Source organism: Mesotoga sp. Brook.08.105.5.1, from assembly GCF_002752635.1.
Lineage (GTDB): Bacteria > Thermotogota > Thermotogae > Petrotogales > Kosmotogaceae > Mesotoga.
In genome coordinates, this window is the sequence record NZ_AYTW01000031.1 from 15,279 (window position 1) to 30,641 (window position 15,363).

Consider the following 15,363-nt stretch of genomic DNA (forward strand, 5'->3'; position numbering starts at 1 on the left):
CTCATGCGCCCAATCTGATTCGAGGGTCGATTACGGTATAGACAATGTCGATCAGGAAGTTGATAATCACAATTATAAACGCAATGTACAGTACCATCCCCTGGACGAGAGGTAGGTCACGGGTTGAGATCGCATTGATCAACAGTCTTCCAAGACCTGGGAGCGTGAAAACCTGTTCGATCACTATCGAGCCTCCAAGAATGTTTGCCGCTATCATACCGAGGACTGTAACGATCGGAATTAGAGAGTTCTTCAGCACATGCTTGTACAACACTGAGTTTATGTTCAAACCCTTTGACAGGGCCAGCTGCACATAGTCGCTCTTCATCTGATCCATTACGGAATTTCTCGTATACCTGATAATCGAGGCAATTGACGGAAGGGCTATTGCGATGGCGGGGAGCAGTAAAGACTTGAAAGCTCCTACGGCATCCTCGCTCCACGGGACGTATCCTCCAGGCGAAACCCAACGGAGAACGATTCCAAATATGTACATCAAGATTATCCCGCTCCAGAAAGAAGGAATGGCCATTCCAATTTGTGAGATCATAGAAATCAAAATGTCGGGAAGTCTGTGACCATATTTTGCACTGACTATTCCAAGAGGAATTCCCACTAGAGTAATGAACATCATGGCCATAAGCGCCAGCGAAAGAGTTACCGGTATCCTGTCTAGAATCAGATCAGACACTGGGACTGAGTATCTCATAGAAGTGCCGAGGTCTCCCGTCAAAAGACCCTTAAACCACCTCGAAAGTCTCTCGCCGAGAGGATCGTTTAGTCCCAATTCGGCTGAAAGAGCTTCGAATTGCGATTCTTCAGCGTCTACGCCGAGTCTCGACAGTGCAGGATTCCCGGGGATCACCTCGAAAGCCACAAAAGCTATGAGCGAAACCAGAAGCACTGTCAGAATCATTGCAAAGAGTTTCTTCAGATATACATACACAGATGACGCTCCTCCCTAACGGTAATAAAGAGTTGACATATCCTGTACGTACAGTGGATAGACCTTGTACCCAAATAGATTAGGAGCAAGTGCCACAAAGAAGTTGGGATCCATTATGTAAACTGCCGCAGCGTCTTCTGTGAGGATTATCTGTGCCTGCTTAAATAGAGAGGCCTTCTCTTCAATGTCCGTTTTTTCAATGGCCATTTTGACCACTCGATCGTATTCGATGTTGAAGTAGTTGTAAAAGTTTCTCGGATAATCGGAAACGTATCGCCTCAAAATATCGTATGCGCTTAGTTTCCCAGTGAGACCAATTATTGTCATTTCGTACTCTCTTGACGTATAGACCTTGTCCAGCCATACGCTCCATTCTACCAGCTCTATTTCGGCTTCTATGCCAACTCTCTTAAGCTGTTCGACAATTATCTGGGCTGTATCTATGTGAAACTGATAGTTCGAAGGTACTGTGATCTTTGTGCTGAAACCGTCGGGATACCCTGCCTCAGAAAGAAGCTGTCTTGACCTTACCAAACTGGTTTCATAGTAATCCTCGAGACCCTCCTGATGATACATGCTCATTATCGGCGACATGTTTGAACCGAGCTTCGTCCCGTAACCGCCAGCCACGATTTCTATAATCTCGTCCTTGTCCACTGCATGGTTAATCGCCCTCCTGACTCTAATGTCGTCGAAGGGGCTGACCGCATGGTTCATTGCCATCAACTGGACCATGTTTTGCTCTGCAGTAATTAAGTTGAATCGATTACCCAGAACCATTGCCTGAATTGCATCGAGTCTTGGAAGTATCTGAACGTCCCCGGCCATGAAACTCATGATAGCAGCCTGGTTGTCGGGAATTATTCTGAATTCGACTTCGTCCACTATAGGCAGCTCGGGATTCCAGTATTCGTCGAATTTCTCTATTACAAGCCTCTGACCCGGCTGATACTTGACGAATTTGAACGGTCCAGTTCCTATCGGGTTGACTTCATGGTTGTCGTTATTTGCGGGAATTATCGCGATGATGAACTTCTCGAGAAAGTCGGTGTTCAAGGTACTGAGTTCCACCTTTATTGTCTCTTCATCTACCGCTTCGATCTTTGAGACGAATTTTTCGAAGTCTGATGAAAGGCCCCTTTCCTGATTGTTTCCTTTCAGCCTGTTGAGAGAGTACAGAACATCGTCAACTGTGACCTCAAATCCGTTATGGAACTTCACACCGCTTCTTAACGTAAAAGTATAGGTCAGGCCGTCCTCCGATATATGGTAACTCTCGGCCACAGCCGGAACAACACTTCCATTCGAGTCGGGTTTGAGGAGACCCTCAAATACGTTGAACATCATTTCGTAAGTGCCCGAAGCAGCCGCTCTATGTGGATCAAGAAAATCGGGATCCTGCATCACTGCGACCACGATTTTTTGAGACAGCAAACTGGTCAAAGAAATAATAGAAAGCATTATTATCAAGAGAATCTTTCTCATTTCATTCCTCCCTAAACAAATCTTTTCAGTAACCTCTCTGGTGCAGCCGTCGGATATGCTTCGATCATTGCGTCCTCAACATTTGTTATTTTAATCTTTATGGCTGCAGAGACCTAATGCTGCTTTCAAAGTGAGACATATGAAATAGATTTGCCAACCGTTGTATTTCAACTATAGTCTAACGCAGATGATTTCATTCTGCTCATCGAAGCGATGATCGATTTGGCTCATGACTGTGCAGAAAGACTCTCTCTTTGAGCCACCAGTTAAAATAAGAGCCTCTTGGAGATTCAATAGACTTAATTCAAAGCCGGTGAAAGCGACAGATGGTTCGGTAGGAATACTGTGGATATCAATTCCGGCAGGTGAACTCAGAACGACGAGCAATTCGATTGGTTAATCCAGAATCCATCTCAGTATTGCAGAAGTGAGTTATCATTGATTATGGGCTCCACAAACTCTCTCAACTGGAGGTGCCTTTTGTTCAGAAGACTGGCTACTGTAGTGTTATCTGTCACGTCTCTTTCTTTTCTTCTATTTGCCAATCCCATAGATGAAGTTATGAATAAGAGTATTGCGTTTGAAGGCTTTTGGGGAACCGTTCTTGTCTCAAGAGGAGATGCGATCTTGCACGCAGCAGGATACGGAATGGCAGACATTGAAAGGAATATCCCCAACACTCCTGAAAAGAAGTTCAGAATTGCATCGATTACCAAGCAGTTTACCGCAGCTGCAGTTCTTAGGCTACTGGAAGAGGGGACAATATCTCTTTCAGATTCTGTTGCAAAATTCATTCCCGAATTCCCTAACGGAGAGAGAATCCTTATTCATCAGATGCTTAATCATTCTTCTGGAATTCCAACAATGATTAACACGTTAGAACTTCTTGGAGAAGTCAAGAAATTTGAGGAGGATAGAACTCTTCAAGAAGCCGAAATCGCTTACATCTCCTCTCTGCCTCTGAGATTTGAACCTGGAAGCAGCTTTCTCTACAGCAACAGCGCGTATTTTCTTCTCAGCGTCATCATAGAAAGGGCAAGCGGGAAGCGCTATGATGATTATCTGAGAACGAACTTCTTCGAACCACTGGGAATGAATAATACCGGTTACGATTACAATGAATACGATAGCGGATGGGGTCTTCCTTACTACTGTGATTCCTATGTTATAGATCTCTCTAGCGTAAGACCTGCTGATTGGGTCGATAGAAGGCTTCCCGGTGGAGCGGGGGGGTTATACTCCACTGTGTATGATCTGTATCTGTGGGACAGAGCGCTTTCCTCCGGAGAAGTGCTTTCAGAAAGCTCCTTAAGACTAATGGAGAGTCCAACGAATGAACTCTTCGAGGCAGGCTATGGAGTCTTTATCGGTAACGAGCTTATAGATGGCGAGTACAGAAGGGTCGTTTATCACGACGGGGACACGAAGGGTACCTCGACTAGAATAAATCGGTATGTCGACGACGACATCTTTGTGGTGGTGCTGAGCAACATCGAGGGAAGGGATTTCACCGCGCTCTCGCACGAACTGGCGAAAGCAGTGATAGTGAACGGTATGGGAACGGATTGACTCGACGGGTTGAACGTTCTTGTGCCGGAAGGTGAAATCAAGAGAACCGCTCTCATTCATTTGAAGAGCGGTTCTCCGTTTTGCCGAAAGTGCAATTTGCCAATGGTCTGATCTTCAATTGGTTTTGTACAGAGCTTCTACAGTCTTTTTTATGTCGGAGTAATTGAGCATCAACTTTCCGTTCTGCGGCCGATCAGTGTCGAGGCTGGTCTCGTCGACCCAGTAACTGTCCAGTTCAACGATAACGCCCTTCGAATCGACGATGAAAACCCTCTCCTCGCCTGGGAAGCCGTAGAAATCGGCCAAGCTTCTTTCGTCTCTCAAATAGATATTTTCTAACAGCGCCGCTTCCGGCTCAGCTTGCTCCTTTCCTGTGAGTATCCATAGAACCTTCAGATCTGTGTACCTCCGGGCGAGATCGATGATTCCGTCCAATCTATACCTTTCGAAAGCGCTCAGAGAACTGCAGTCGCAATCGGTGTATACGGGTTCGACGACTGTCGCAGGCGAGACTTTGCTGAGAACGATCAGGCTGGGGGACCCCTCAAAAAAGGCCGCATTAACACTTGGATCCGTCTGGAGAACTCCGGGAATTGGAAGAGGTTGTCCCTTGAGAAATTTCGGTTTCTCCGTCGGAGTCTCCTTAGTCTCCTCAAAGGAAACCTTTTTCCCGTCTTCGGAAACCTCGCCGAGTCTGTATGCCCTGCCGTTCAAAGAGAAGACTTCCTTATGCAGGAAAATTTCATATGAGTCATGGATTAGAGCTATTTCGCCGTCGCCGTCCGTATCGACTCCGAAGTAAACCTGGTCGGTAGAGTAAAAACCTTTGGGGTCTTGCGTGAAGAGTTTGATCTTTCTCGGGCCGTCTTCGCCCCAGACTAACCCCTCCATGTGCTCGTACAAACAATATCGGATCTCCAGCTCGCCAGTCAACCCCGTCTTTCTGGCTAACAGTTTGACAGATCTTGATTCCCAATAACCATCGAGTTCGTAAAAGACTTTGACTCTGGTAATCCACTCGTAGGTCGTTGTGTCTTGGTGGGACTCCTTGAAGTCCGGTGCGATCGTTGGGTCGTCAAGCACATTGCCGTTGTTGTCCGCGTCGATCCACAGGAGGGGGATCTCTCCGGGTATTAGCGCGAATACTATCGGCTTGGCGCCGAGCTCGAGAAGGCCGTACTTCAACCCTTCTATAGATGGAGTTTCCAGAGTGTCAGGTTTTGATTCGCTGAGCGGGACGAGCGTCATTTCGTTTCCGGCCATCCATGGAATCTGTTTAGTCAAGTAGCCTGTAAGGCCGGCGGCAAAGGTCGTGACGAAACACAGGGAAAGGATTAGAACAAGCATTGTTCTTTTCATAAAATCACCTCCAGTTATCTGTGACATTTCGGATAAACTTTATGAGTCCGAACAGGCACATGATGACTCATAAGTGAAACAAGAGCCTTCATAAGGCCCGGTGTTTATGAAACAACCGACCGAACCTTCAACCTCTCCGATGCCGGAAAAATCACCGCTGAAACTGCAGGACTGAACGAGGAAAAAAACGACGTAACAATCTAGATAGAGATGTAATATTACGGCCAGTGGATTTCCGTTGCCATCGAAGTTCGCCGCTCTGCCAGTTAGCACGCAGTCGTATCCCTGATCGCCCCGGAAACAGCTTCCGTAGCATCTGATGATATAACAACCCGGAAGTTCGACGCGCGTCTCCATTTCTTTAACCTGATCGTTTGCGAAAGAGACTGAGAGAAGAAAACAGAGCAGAAGTAGAATTACCGTACGCCTCATAATACCACCTCCAATGATTGAATTGGATGGGCCGCATGAGCATGTGCACCATAGTTTACCAGAACACCATATGGTAAACCAAAGGCAATAAATAGTTTTTATACACATATTTCATGATATTGGAAAAACATTGCTAGCCAGGCGGTAAAGGCGATCAGGAAACCGAACTTTTCGCTTGAGACGGTCGGAAAGAGTTTATCGGCTGAGTTATTTTTGTGCGGAGTTCTGTATAGCGCCAGCCATTGATTATTGGAAGAGGGCCATTGGGAGTCAGAGGGAGGCTGGATTGTCGCGGTAAGGAAGATAACGGCAAGCTGCCTTCAAGGTTGTGACGAACTGCCTAAAGAGTCTATAGAAACATGCGTTACTGCAGTCATTGTTGGATTTTTATCGAGAGTGGCCCGGTACTAATGGAGAGAGTGAAAATGAACTTAAAAAGGTCTCGCTTGCGACTGCAAATAAGAGTATTTGTGTATCGCATCTATATGACCTTTTTCGATTTCTTAATTGAAGTAATGGAATGTATATTTGAATAGAGAAATTTCGCAGAAGGAGTGGGCACTTTTCATTTAAGCGAAGCTTTTTGTGTAGGATTTTCTTCTCCACTTCGATAATGAATTTTCGATTCGACTTTTGGGCTCGTGGTATCATAGTTCAGTTCCCTTCCCGGAGGTGTACGATGATCCCAGAAAAGGTGCTTGCAATACTGAAGGCCAACGACCTGAAGTTCTACGAATTTCCCGAAGGGACTACACCCACAGCCACGACGGCTGCGCAGATGTTGAAGGTGAAAGTCGGCCAAATTGCAAAGTCGATTCTCTTCACTTGCAAAAGTGGAAGAGCTTATCTTGTGGTCTGCCCCGGTGATCGGAAGGTCTCGCTTTCGAAGCTGAAGAAGATAGCCGGTGAGAAACCTCGTCTGGCCGATGGGACCCTAACGCTTAGAGTGACTGGTTTCTCCCCAGGCGGAGTTTGTCCCTTTGGACTTTCAGGAGTCAAAATCATTGTCGACCAGTCTCTTCAACAGTATGATACTGTTTTTCCTGCTGCGGGGACTTCCGGTTCCGCTGTCGAGACTAATTTCGAAGAACTTGTAAGGATAACTGGTGCCGAGGCAGCCGATGTCAGCAATCCTATGTCTCAATCGTAGAACACTACCAGCGGCAGCCCGCTGACCGGGTTTTGCATGATTTTTGATTTGAGGTCGTAAACCTGCCTAATGATTTCCGGAGTAACGACATCCCAGACCTTGCCTGAAGTAATCACTCTTCCATTATTGATGAATAAGAGCGTGTCTGAAATCTCTACCGCCTGATTTATATCGTGAAAGATCGCTATTGCACTTAGTCCCTTTGCGCGGACGAGATCAGTCGCGATTTTTCCAACTCTTCTTGCGTGCCCCGGATCTAGATGAGTTGTGAACTCGTCCATAAGAAGTATCTTTCCTTCCTGGGCAAGAGCCTTTGCGATTATTACACGCTGTTTCTCGCCTCCGCTGAGTGTACTGAAGGGACGATCCTTGAATCCGTATACTTCCGTAAGCCTCATCGATTCGTCAATTATCATGTAATCCTCATTTGTTAAGTTTCCCAGTCCCCTCAAATGTGGGTTTCTTCCAAACGAAACAATAGTCTCAACTTTCAGATCGAATGACGGTTCGAAGCTCTGTGGTATGTAAGATACTATTCTTGCCAGTTTTTTTGTTGAGAGACCGTGAAGATCTTCTCCCATGATTTTCACAAGTCCGTTCCAGTTCTTTCTAATTCCACAGATAACACCCATCAGAGTTGATTTTCCACTCCCGTTTGGTCCCAGTATTCCAAGCACTTCCCCGTGCCTGAGTTCCAGATCGATTCCACTCAGAACCTCTTCCTTTCCATAACTGAAATGCAGATCTCTTACCTGTATTGGATCAACCATCATTAGCCACTTCCCTGCTTCTTAGAAGATATATGAAGACGGGAGCGCCTACCAGGGCAGTCACTGCACCGATTGGGAGTTCCGTGGGTTGAAAGAGCGTTCTCGCAATGGTATCGCAGACCACCAGAAAAACCCCGCCGAACATCGCAGTTGCAGGTAGGTTCAGCTTGCTGTCAGTGCCAAAGGCCAGCCTAACCATGTGGGGTATAACAAGCCCCACAAAACCAATCAAACCGGCTGTTGCGACTGCAATTGCCGAAACGATTGATACGGTGAAGAATACGAGGAACTTTATGCGCTCCGGGTGAACTCCGACGGTTATGGCGTGTTCTTCTCCGGCTGCCATTATTATCATTCTTCGGCGAATTATCGTGAACAAAGCATACTGAAGAATAATAATCGGAAGTAGTCTGAAAAAATCATCCCAGGTAACACCCGAAAGAGAACCGAGAGACCAGAAGTGCAAGGTAATAACATTTCGCCAGGCAAATACGACAAGAAAAGTCACCGCCGCGTTGAAAAGAAAGGAGACTATTACTCCGGAAAGAACGAGTGTTGTTATAGGGATTCTCCCTCCTCTCCGGGAGATTGTATAGGTCAGGAATGAAGAAAACAAGGCAAAGACGAAAGCAAGGAGATCCATGTTCAGCGATATTCTGCCAACATCTCTCAAGAACAAAGACAACACAGCTCCAAAGGAGGCTCCTGCCGATATGCCGATAATATATGGGTCTGCAAGGGGATTCTTTAGGGTAAGTTGAAGTCCATTTCCACCTACCGCCAACCCTGAGCCGATCAGGAAAGCCACTAATAATCTCGGAAGTCTGAGATTCACATAGATACTGGAAGCTGGTTCCGAAGAGTCTCCAAGAAATATGCCGAAAATCTCATTCAACGAATAATTGACTGTTCCGAAACTCGAGAGCCACAGCATCCCAAGTACGGATGCTGTGGAGAAAAACGCGAAAAGTGCAGCGCGTTTCAATAGAAGAACTCTTTCAACGTCTTCACGAGGTCCACAAAATCAGGGTTTGCATATGCGGTTAGGCCGTCGTAAAGCGGGTAGACTCGGTTATTCTTCACTGCAGGAAGATCTGCAAAGGGTTTGTAAGAAGTTATCATTTTTACCGCCTCTTCCTGACCGCCTTCGTAATAATATGGCACAAGAATTATGTCCGGCTGGGAGTTAAGAACAAATTCAGGACTGACGGGAAACCATCCGTTATTTCCGCTGTAAGGTGCTCCGACGTTTGCTCCGCCGGCATATGCGATTGCCTGGTTAACGAAAGATCCCGTTCCACAAGTCCAGATATCGCTTACCTCACCGACTATCATTATATACACAACTTTGGGCTTCTCACTCTGTGGAACATTATAGGAGTCTTTTGCGATTTCAAGAACCTCATCTCTGAAGTTCATCGCCGTTATACGTCCTTTATCAGGTATGCCGAACAAATTGCCGACAACCATGAGGTTTCTGTAGATATCCTCGAAAGAGTTTGGATTCATTACGAAGGTAGAGATCCCGATCTTCTCGAGCTTGGCAACTTCCGGCTCTTGAAAGCCACCAGAGATCATTACCAGATCAGGACCAAGCGAGAGAATCTTCTCAAGGTTGAGAGGAACGAGATTGCCTATTTTCTCCACTTCATTCGATAAGGCATACGGGTCCCAGTCAGTCACTCCTACGATCCTGGATGATACACCCAGAACTTCGAGATATCTGGTGATCGCAGGCGAAGCTATGACAACCCTATCGGGGGGATTGTCAATCGCCACGAGTCTTCCAAGATCATCCACGATTTCAAATGCTAGTGACAGAACAAAGAACAGTACCATAAAGCCGACTGCAAAAAACCTCTTCAAAAAACTCACCTCTTCTGCAAGGAATTTCACCACCCCTCTGCCTCGGAAGGATGGTGATATCTGAGCCTCACACAGGTCTCCTGACTTGCGGATCAATCTACTGTCTGCGCCTTCCCGGTTGCCCAGTGGCATGTGCAGAGTTCGTACCGCTTACAGTGGCGGGACCGTACCGGATTCACACCGGTTTCCCTTGATGTGAAGCATTGTTTCTGAGAGCTATCTGGAGAAGTATCTGTCCAGATCCTCCAGCCTTATTACCATGGATATCGGTCTTCCATGGGGGCATACAAGAAGATTCTTCTTCTTCAACTCTTCAAAGAGAACTTCAGCCTGCCCTATGTCAAGTCTGTTTCCAGTCCTAATTGCCGCTTTGCACGCGATTGAGGCTAACAGATTATCGAAAACCCTCTCGGGAGTTTCAAGACCTTCCAACCTCATCTCATCTAGAATTTCCTCGAGAGTCTCTATTGCACCCTCCGTCTTAATGACTTGAGGAATGGATACCATTATGATTTTATCATTGCCGAAATTGAAAGTGAACCCAAGTTTCTTCAACGCTTCCTCTCTCGCGATAATCAGATCCATTTTGGACCTCTCGAGATTCAGCTCAAGCGGCATGAGAAGATTCTGAGGGGAGATCTTCTTGCTTTCTTTGAGAGCCTCGAAAATGATCCTCTCATGAGCGGCGTGCTGATCGATCAACAAGAGACCGTCCTCGAATTCCGCAATCAAATACCGTTCTCCGAAAACGCCGATGAAGCTAGCTTTTGCTCCCACACTCTTTTCTTTGGTTGCTGATTGTTCGCGCTCTTCAGCGGGAGTGAATGATCTGAAAAGGTGACGATCTAGTCTGGACTTCGCATAAGTGTCGCTCGCACTGTTATCGAAGACTCTCTGGTTCCTCCAGGAGTGTTTTATTCCGCGATCCCTTATTAAATGCTCCTGATCAATGTCTGAGATATCTCTCCGTTCAACCGATCTTCCGGCGGTGCTCTCTTCGCTATGAACCACATCGATTGTGAAATGACCGGCGCCTTTAACGGCAGACCGTACAGCTCTCTTCACTTGATCCAGAACGGATGAAGTAGACGCAAATTTCACTTCGAGCTTCTGTGGATGGATGTTAACATCGACTTCGTGAGGATCGATATCGATAAAGAGAACTGCAAAAGGAAAATTCCCCTTTTGAAGAGTCTCTCCGTAACCCCTCTCGAGAGCATAATTCAGTTCAAATTGCCTCACATATCTACCGTTCACGAAGATGTTTTCACCCATTCTATTCTTTCTTGTGCGATTTGGAAGTGTAACAAAACCCCGTATCTTTATTTCTGCTGAGCTTTCCGAAACTGGTATCAAGTCTTTTTCAGAAAGCCCTGGATAGATAAGTGCAGCTCTGGCCTCGACCGATTCAAGGCCCCTTGTATCGAATATCACTTGAGAATCCCGAGAATAAGTGAAATCGATCTTGTCGAATGCGAGTATGAACCTCTGAACCATCTCAGTTACCATTCGGCCTTCAATTGAAGCGGATTTCAAGAACTTCCTTCTGGCGGGCGTGTTATAGAGAAGATCGTAGACTTCGACCGCAGTTCCATTTGAACCGCTGAGAGGTTTCTCTCCTATGATATCGCCTCCGGCAATGTCGAGAGCCACCCCAAGTTCCTCTGTATCTGAGACGGTTGACAGCCGCATGCGCGACACCGAGGCTATCGTTGAAAGGGCCTCTCCCCGGAAGCCGAATGTGAGAAGAGTATCGAGATCATCTATGGAGACAATCTTGCTGGTAGTATGAGGCAGAATAGCAACGCTTGCTTCTTCTCTGGTCATCCCTCTTCCGTTGTCTCTTACCATTATGTATTCTTTTCCGCCCGATTTGATCTCGATTTCAATAGCCGTTGCACCGGCATCTATACTGTTTTCCACCAGTTCTTTCACTACGGAAAAGCATCCCGTTACGACTTCACCTGCGGCAATCTTCCTAACAACATCGGACGACAGTTCGCGTATTCTCATTAGTTTTGTTCACTCTCCTCGTACGGCGAGCTGGCGTCGTCTGTCGAATAAGATAATAGCCGCAGCGGCAGCGACATTCAGTGAATCTACCGTTCTCTCCATGGGAATCGAAATGAGAACGTCGCTTCTCTCTTTCACCAACCGCCTGACTCCTTTTCCCTCATTTCCGAAGATTATCGCCGATTTGTCAGAATATTCGTTTTCGTAATAAGGGATTCCGTCCATATCTGAAGCGTATATCCAGAATCCTCTTTCTTTGAGAGATTTCTCAAATTGCGCCATATTGACTATCTTGATTACCGGGATACTAAAGGCAAGTCCTGCAGAGACCTTTACGACTGCCGGAGTAATTTCTGCAGAGTTGCTTGAAGTGATTGCAATGGCATCGGCCCCGACCGCAACCGAAGTCCTGATAATCGCTCCAAGATTATGTGGGTCCTGGATCTGGTCTAAAAGCACAATGGTTGCTGTGTTCTGTTCTTCAAGATTATCGAGCATTTCTTCGGAATCCACGTATGAGAACTCCTTGAGATCAATCACCACTCCCTGGTGCTTCTTCTCTCGGCAGAGATTTGCGAGTTTTTCCGGGGGCATCTCTTCTATTTTAAACCCCTTAGCTTTCGCTTCGTTGGCAAGTTCAAGCAACTGAGAATCGACATTCCTCTGATTGGTAAAGAGTATTCGTTTGATTCTCAGTAGTGACGAGTCGATTCCAAGCAGTTCTTTCAGAACATTTCTGCCATGGAGATACATTAAATCACCCTTTCGAGCAGATCTTTTATCCTTTTGACTCTTCCCTCAAGGAATAGATGACCAATAAGGACCTCGAGAGCGGTAGCCATTCTATAATCCTCGTCGTCCCCATGTTTTTTCGAGCCTCTTGAATTGTAACCCCGTCTGACGATCTTCCTCTCCTCTTCATCGAGAAGTCCTTCGATTTCTTCGAGAGCCTTTTTCTGACCGGGAGCGCTTACATAGTCTTTCACAATATTGTGCTGATGACCTGCCCTCCGATGCGCCTGCGGGAGAGTCCTCAATCTGAAGTAAAGAGTGTACACTGCATCTCCCACAAAGGCAAGACTGTCAAGGGAAAGCTTGTCGGGAGCGGCTGAGACGTCAAAGAGGCTGCCTAAGGAGGCATCGTCAAACTCATTATTAAAGGTATTCATCGATCCTGTCTATGATGGCTTCCAATTTTGAAACATCCTTTCCACCTGCCTGGGCGAAGTCTGGCCTGCCTCCTCCTCCTCCTCCCAGGTCGTGGGCTATCTTCTTTGCGATTTCTCCTGCCTTGAACCTGTCAGTAAGTTTCTTCTCGACCTTCACGACGAAAGAAATAGAATCTTCCAGTTCATTGAAGATAATAACTATGCCGCCATTTTCCTTGCTGAGGAGGACATCTGCACCGTTTCTCAAAGCGCTGGACGGCGCGTTCTCTACTCTTCTGATAAGCAGATTGACGCCTTTGACCGTCATTCTCTTATCTTTCATTAGTGCATCGCCTGAAAGTAGCTTCTCTTTTAATCTGACAATCTCCTGGCCTCCCGACCTAAGTTCGTCGAGTATGCCCTGAAGCCGCTGAATTATTACATCCTCAGGAACTTCAAGTACTTCTCTGATCGTCTTCTGTCTGTTGAAAAGATTGCGAAAATATTCGAGCGAAGTGGTTCCGGTTATTGCCTCAATTCTCCTTGTTCCGGCCGCTACGGAGGTCTCCGAAAGAATCTTGAAGAGGCCGATTTCTCCGGTGTTGTTTACATGAGTTCCTCCGCACAGTTCTCTGCTGAATCCCTCTACAGTGATTACTCGAACCTTGTCGCCGTACTTTTCTTCAAAGAGGGCCATTACGTCTTCACCCTTTATTTCATCGAAGCTCTTCTCTGCTTTTTCGACTGGTTTTGCTTTGAGGATCTCTTCGTTAACCATGTTCTCCACTTTATTTATCTCATCGGTTGACAAAGACTGGAAGTGTGAGAAATCGAAGCGCAATCTGTCAGGTAGAACCAGTGAACCAGACTGATGAATGTGGCCTCCTATGATTTTTCTGAGAGCTGCGTGCAGCAAGTGAGTGGCGGTGTGATTTCTCATTATTGCTTTTCTTCGGTCTGTGTCTACAATTAGCCTGGCTTGATCCTTCACCCGCAGCGTTCCTTCTTCGACTGAAATTCTGTGGACTATCATCTCTTGATAAGGAATGAACACACTCTCAACTCTAGCCAGTGCTGTCTCGGTCTCGATAAGCCCGGTGTCCGTTACCTGCCCGCCTCTTTCGGGATAGAAGGGAGTCTTTTCAAGGATGACGTCTCCAGTCTCTCCTTCTTCAAGGGCTTCCACGGCATCGCCGTCCTTTAAAATCGCGACTATGGTCGATCTGTCTTCAAGTCTCGAGTAACCTGTGAATTTTGAATTGCCGGTCGTTGGAAAGATACTGGAGTAGACCTCGATGTTTCCCAGATATTTCCTGTCTCCCAACGCCTCTCTTGCCCTCTCCCTTTGCAACTTCATTTCTCTTTCATAACCTTCTTTGTCTAGTGTAACGCCGGTATCTGCAACGATCTCTTCGACAAGTTCCAGTGGAAATCCATAAGTGTCGTGAAGAATGAACAACTCGGAGCCAGACAGTTCCTTCTTATCTACTAGAATTGATTTAAGCCTCTTCTCGCCGTTCAGCAGCGTTGAAAGAAATCTCTCCTCCTCTTTCATTATGATTTCCTGCGTAAACGAAAGCCGGTCTTTTAGCTCTGGATATACGTTCCCCATCTGTTCAGCGACCGTCTCCACTATTCTGTAAAGAAATGGAGAATCGTAGCCAAGTAAAGAACTGTGCCTCACAGCCCTCCTTAGGACTCTCCTGAGCACGTAACCCCTTCCCTCATTGGAAGGTAAGACTCCGTCGGAAACCATGAATGCAATTGATCTCGCATGATCTGCGATAACTTTGATCGAGACATCGGAGATTTCCTTCTCCTTGTACTTGACTCCCAGAAGCTCTTCTATCTTCCTGATTATGGGTATGAACAGATCAGTATCGAAGTTTGAGTCGACATTCTGAAGAATCGAGGCAGCTCGTTCAAGCCCGAATCCGGTATCGATATTCTTTCTTTCTAGATAGGAGAGATTTCCTTCCTCATCCTGGTTAAACTCAGTAAATACAAGATTCCAGAATTCAAGGAATCTTCCGCAGTCACAAGCAGGACTGCAGTTTTCGGGATCAGGGCAGTTGTTTCCGTAACCCCTGTCTATGAAAATCTCTGAATCAGGTCCACAAGGACCCGAAGGGCCGGCTGGTCCCCACCAATTATCCGCCTTCCCAAGCCTAACAATCTTCTTCTCGGGGACTCCGACTTCATCTCTCCATATTGAGAACGCTTCATCGTCATCTAGGTAAATCGAAACCCATAGGAGCTCATCCGGTAGAGCCAAATGCTCCGTAACGAACTCCCAGCCCCACTTTATTGCTTCTCTCTTAAAATAATCTCCAAACGAGAAGTTTCCAAGCATTTCAAAAAAAGTCTGATGTCTGGGAGTTCTACCAACATTTTCAATATCGTTGGTTCTCACACACTTTTGACAAGTTGTGACTCTCTTGTATGTGGCTTCGACTTTTCCCCAGAAGATTGGTTTGAAAGGAACCATACCGGCAACAGTGAACATCAGTTGTGGATCGTTAGGGATAAGAGAAGCACTCTGTATTCTTTTGTGGCCCTTCGATTCAAAGAAGTTGAGATAACTCTCCCTTATCTCAGCTCCGGTCATGAATTTCATTGGTTAGC

The 15,363-nt window shown here is 46.4% G+C and carries 13 protein-coding genes and 1 riboswitch; of the genes, 2 read left to right on the forward strand and 11 right to left on the reverse strand.

The window, feature by feature from the left end; genetic code table 11:
* Position 1 precedes the first annotated feature (1 nt).
* Together V512_RS10310 and V512_RS10315 are read right to left on the reverse strand one after the other, a co-directional pair.
* Positions 2–946, reverse strand: coding sequence for an ABC transporter permease (locus V512_RS10310; protein WP_099830384.1), 945 nt, complete (start codon positions 944–946; stop codon positions 2–4).
* 15 nt (positions 947–961) lie between these two features.
* Entirely contained in the window at positions 962–2,431 is a 1,470-nt protein-coding gene (locus V512_RS10315; protein ID WP_099830385.1) for an ABC transporter substrate-binding protein, read from the reverse strand.
* A gap of 480 nt (positions 2,432–2,911) precedes the next feature.
* Between V512_RS10315 and V512_RS10320 the strand changes: the two genes are divergently transcribed.
* Positions 2,912–4,000, forward strand: coding sequence for a serine hydrolase domain-containing protein (locus tag V512_RS10320; RefSeq protein ID WP_099830386.1), 1,089 nt, complete (start codon positions 2,912–2,914; stop codon positions 3,998–4,000).
* A gap of 114 nt (positions 4,001–4,114) precedes the next feature.
* Here V512_RS10320 and V512_RS10325 read toward each other — a convergent pair whose 3' ends face one another.
* On the reverse strand, positions 4,115–5,359 hold the full coding sequence (locus V512_RS10325; RefSeq protein WP_099830387.1) for a hypothetical protein: 1,245 nt from the start codon (positions 5,357–5,359) through the stop codon (positions 4,115–4,117).
* A 39-nt stretch (positions 5,360–5,398) separates the two neighbouring features.
* Positions 5,399–5,791 carry a hypothetical protein gene (locus V512_RS10330; protein ID WP_099830388.1) on the reverse strand — a complete coding sequence of 131 codons (393 nt, stop codon included), beginning with the start codon at positions 5,789–5,791 and terminating at the stop codon, positions 5,399–5,401.
* Positions 5,792–6,470: 679 nt separating this feature from the next.
* Here V512_RS10330 and V512_RS10335 point away from each other — a divergent pair.
* Entirely contained in the window at positions 6,471–6,941 is a 471-nt protein-coding gene (locus tag V512_RS10335) for a YbaK/EbsC family protein (RefSeq protein WP_099830389.1), read from the forward strand.
* Here V512_RS10335 and V512_RS10340 read toward each other — a convergent pair.
* The 7 genes from V512_RS10340 to alaS form a co-directional block, all read right to left on the reverse strand.
* Positions 6,932–7,714, reverse strand: coding sequence for an ABC transporter ATP-binding protein (locus V512_RS10340; protein WP_243392382.1), 783 nt, complete (start codon positions 7,712–7,714; stop codon positions 6,932–6,934). The two genes, V512_RS10335 and V512_RS10340, sit on opposite strands and share 10 nt — an antisense overlap.
* Positions 7,704–8,696 carry an iron ABC transporter permease gene (locus V512_RS10345; protein ID WP_099830390.1) on the reverse strand — a complete coding sequence of 331 codons (993 nt, stop codon included), beginning with the start codon at positions 8,694–8,696 and terminating at the stop codon, positions 7,704–7,706. Before V512_RS10345 ends, V512_RS10340 begins: the two co-directional genes overlap by 11 nt.
* On the reverse strand, positions 8,693–9,586 hold the full coding sequence (locus V512_RS10350) for an ABC transporter substrate-binding protein (RefSeq protein ID WP_243392386.1): 894 nt from the start codon (positions 9,584–9,586) through the stop codon (positions 8,693–8,695). The genes V512_RS10345 and V512_RS10350 overlap by 4 nt, the downstream gene beginning before the upstream one ends.
* A 43-nt stretch (positions 9,587–9,629) precedes the next feature.
* A riboswitch (cobalamin riboswitch) is annotated at positions 9,630–9,791 on the reverse strand.
* A 2-nt stretch (positions 9,792–9,793) separates the two neighbouring features.
* Positions 9,794–11,590, reverse strand: a complete 1,797-nt coding sequence (gene mutL, locus V512_RS10355; protein ID WP_099830391.1) for a DNA mismatch repair endonuclease MutL — start codon at positions 11,588–11,590, stop codon at positions 9,794–9,796.
* Between the two features lie 9 nt (positions 11,591–11,599).
* Positions 11,600–12,343, reverse strand: coding sequence for a 23S rRNA (guanosine(2251)-2'-O)-methyltransferase RlmB (gene rlmB, locus V512_RS10360; protein WP_099830392.1), 744 nt, complete (start codon positions 12,341–12,343; stop codon positions 11,600–11,602).
* Positions 12,343–12,759, reverse strand: a complete 417-nt coding sequence (locus V512_RS10365; RefSeq protein WP_099830393.1) for a ribonuclease III domain-containing protein — start codon at positions 12,757–12,759, stop codon at positions 12,343–12,345. Before V512_RS10365 ends, rlmB begins: the two co-directional genes overlap by 1 nt.
* Positions 12,746–15,355, reverse strand: coding sequence for an alanine--tRNA ligase (gene alaS, locus V512_RS10370; protein WP_099830394.1), 2,610 nt, complete (start codon positions 15,353–15,355; stop codon positions 12,746–12,748). Before alaS ends, V512_RS10365 begins: the two co-directional genes overlap by 14 nt.
* Between the last annotated feature and the right edge of the window lie 8 nt (positions 15,356–15,363).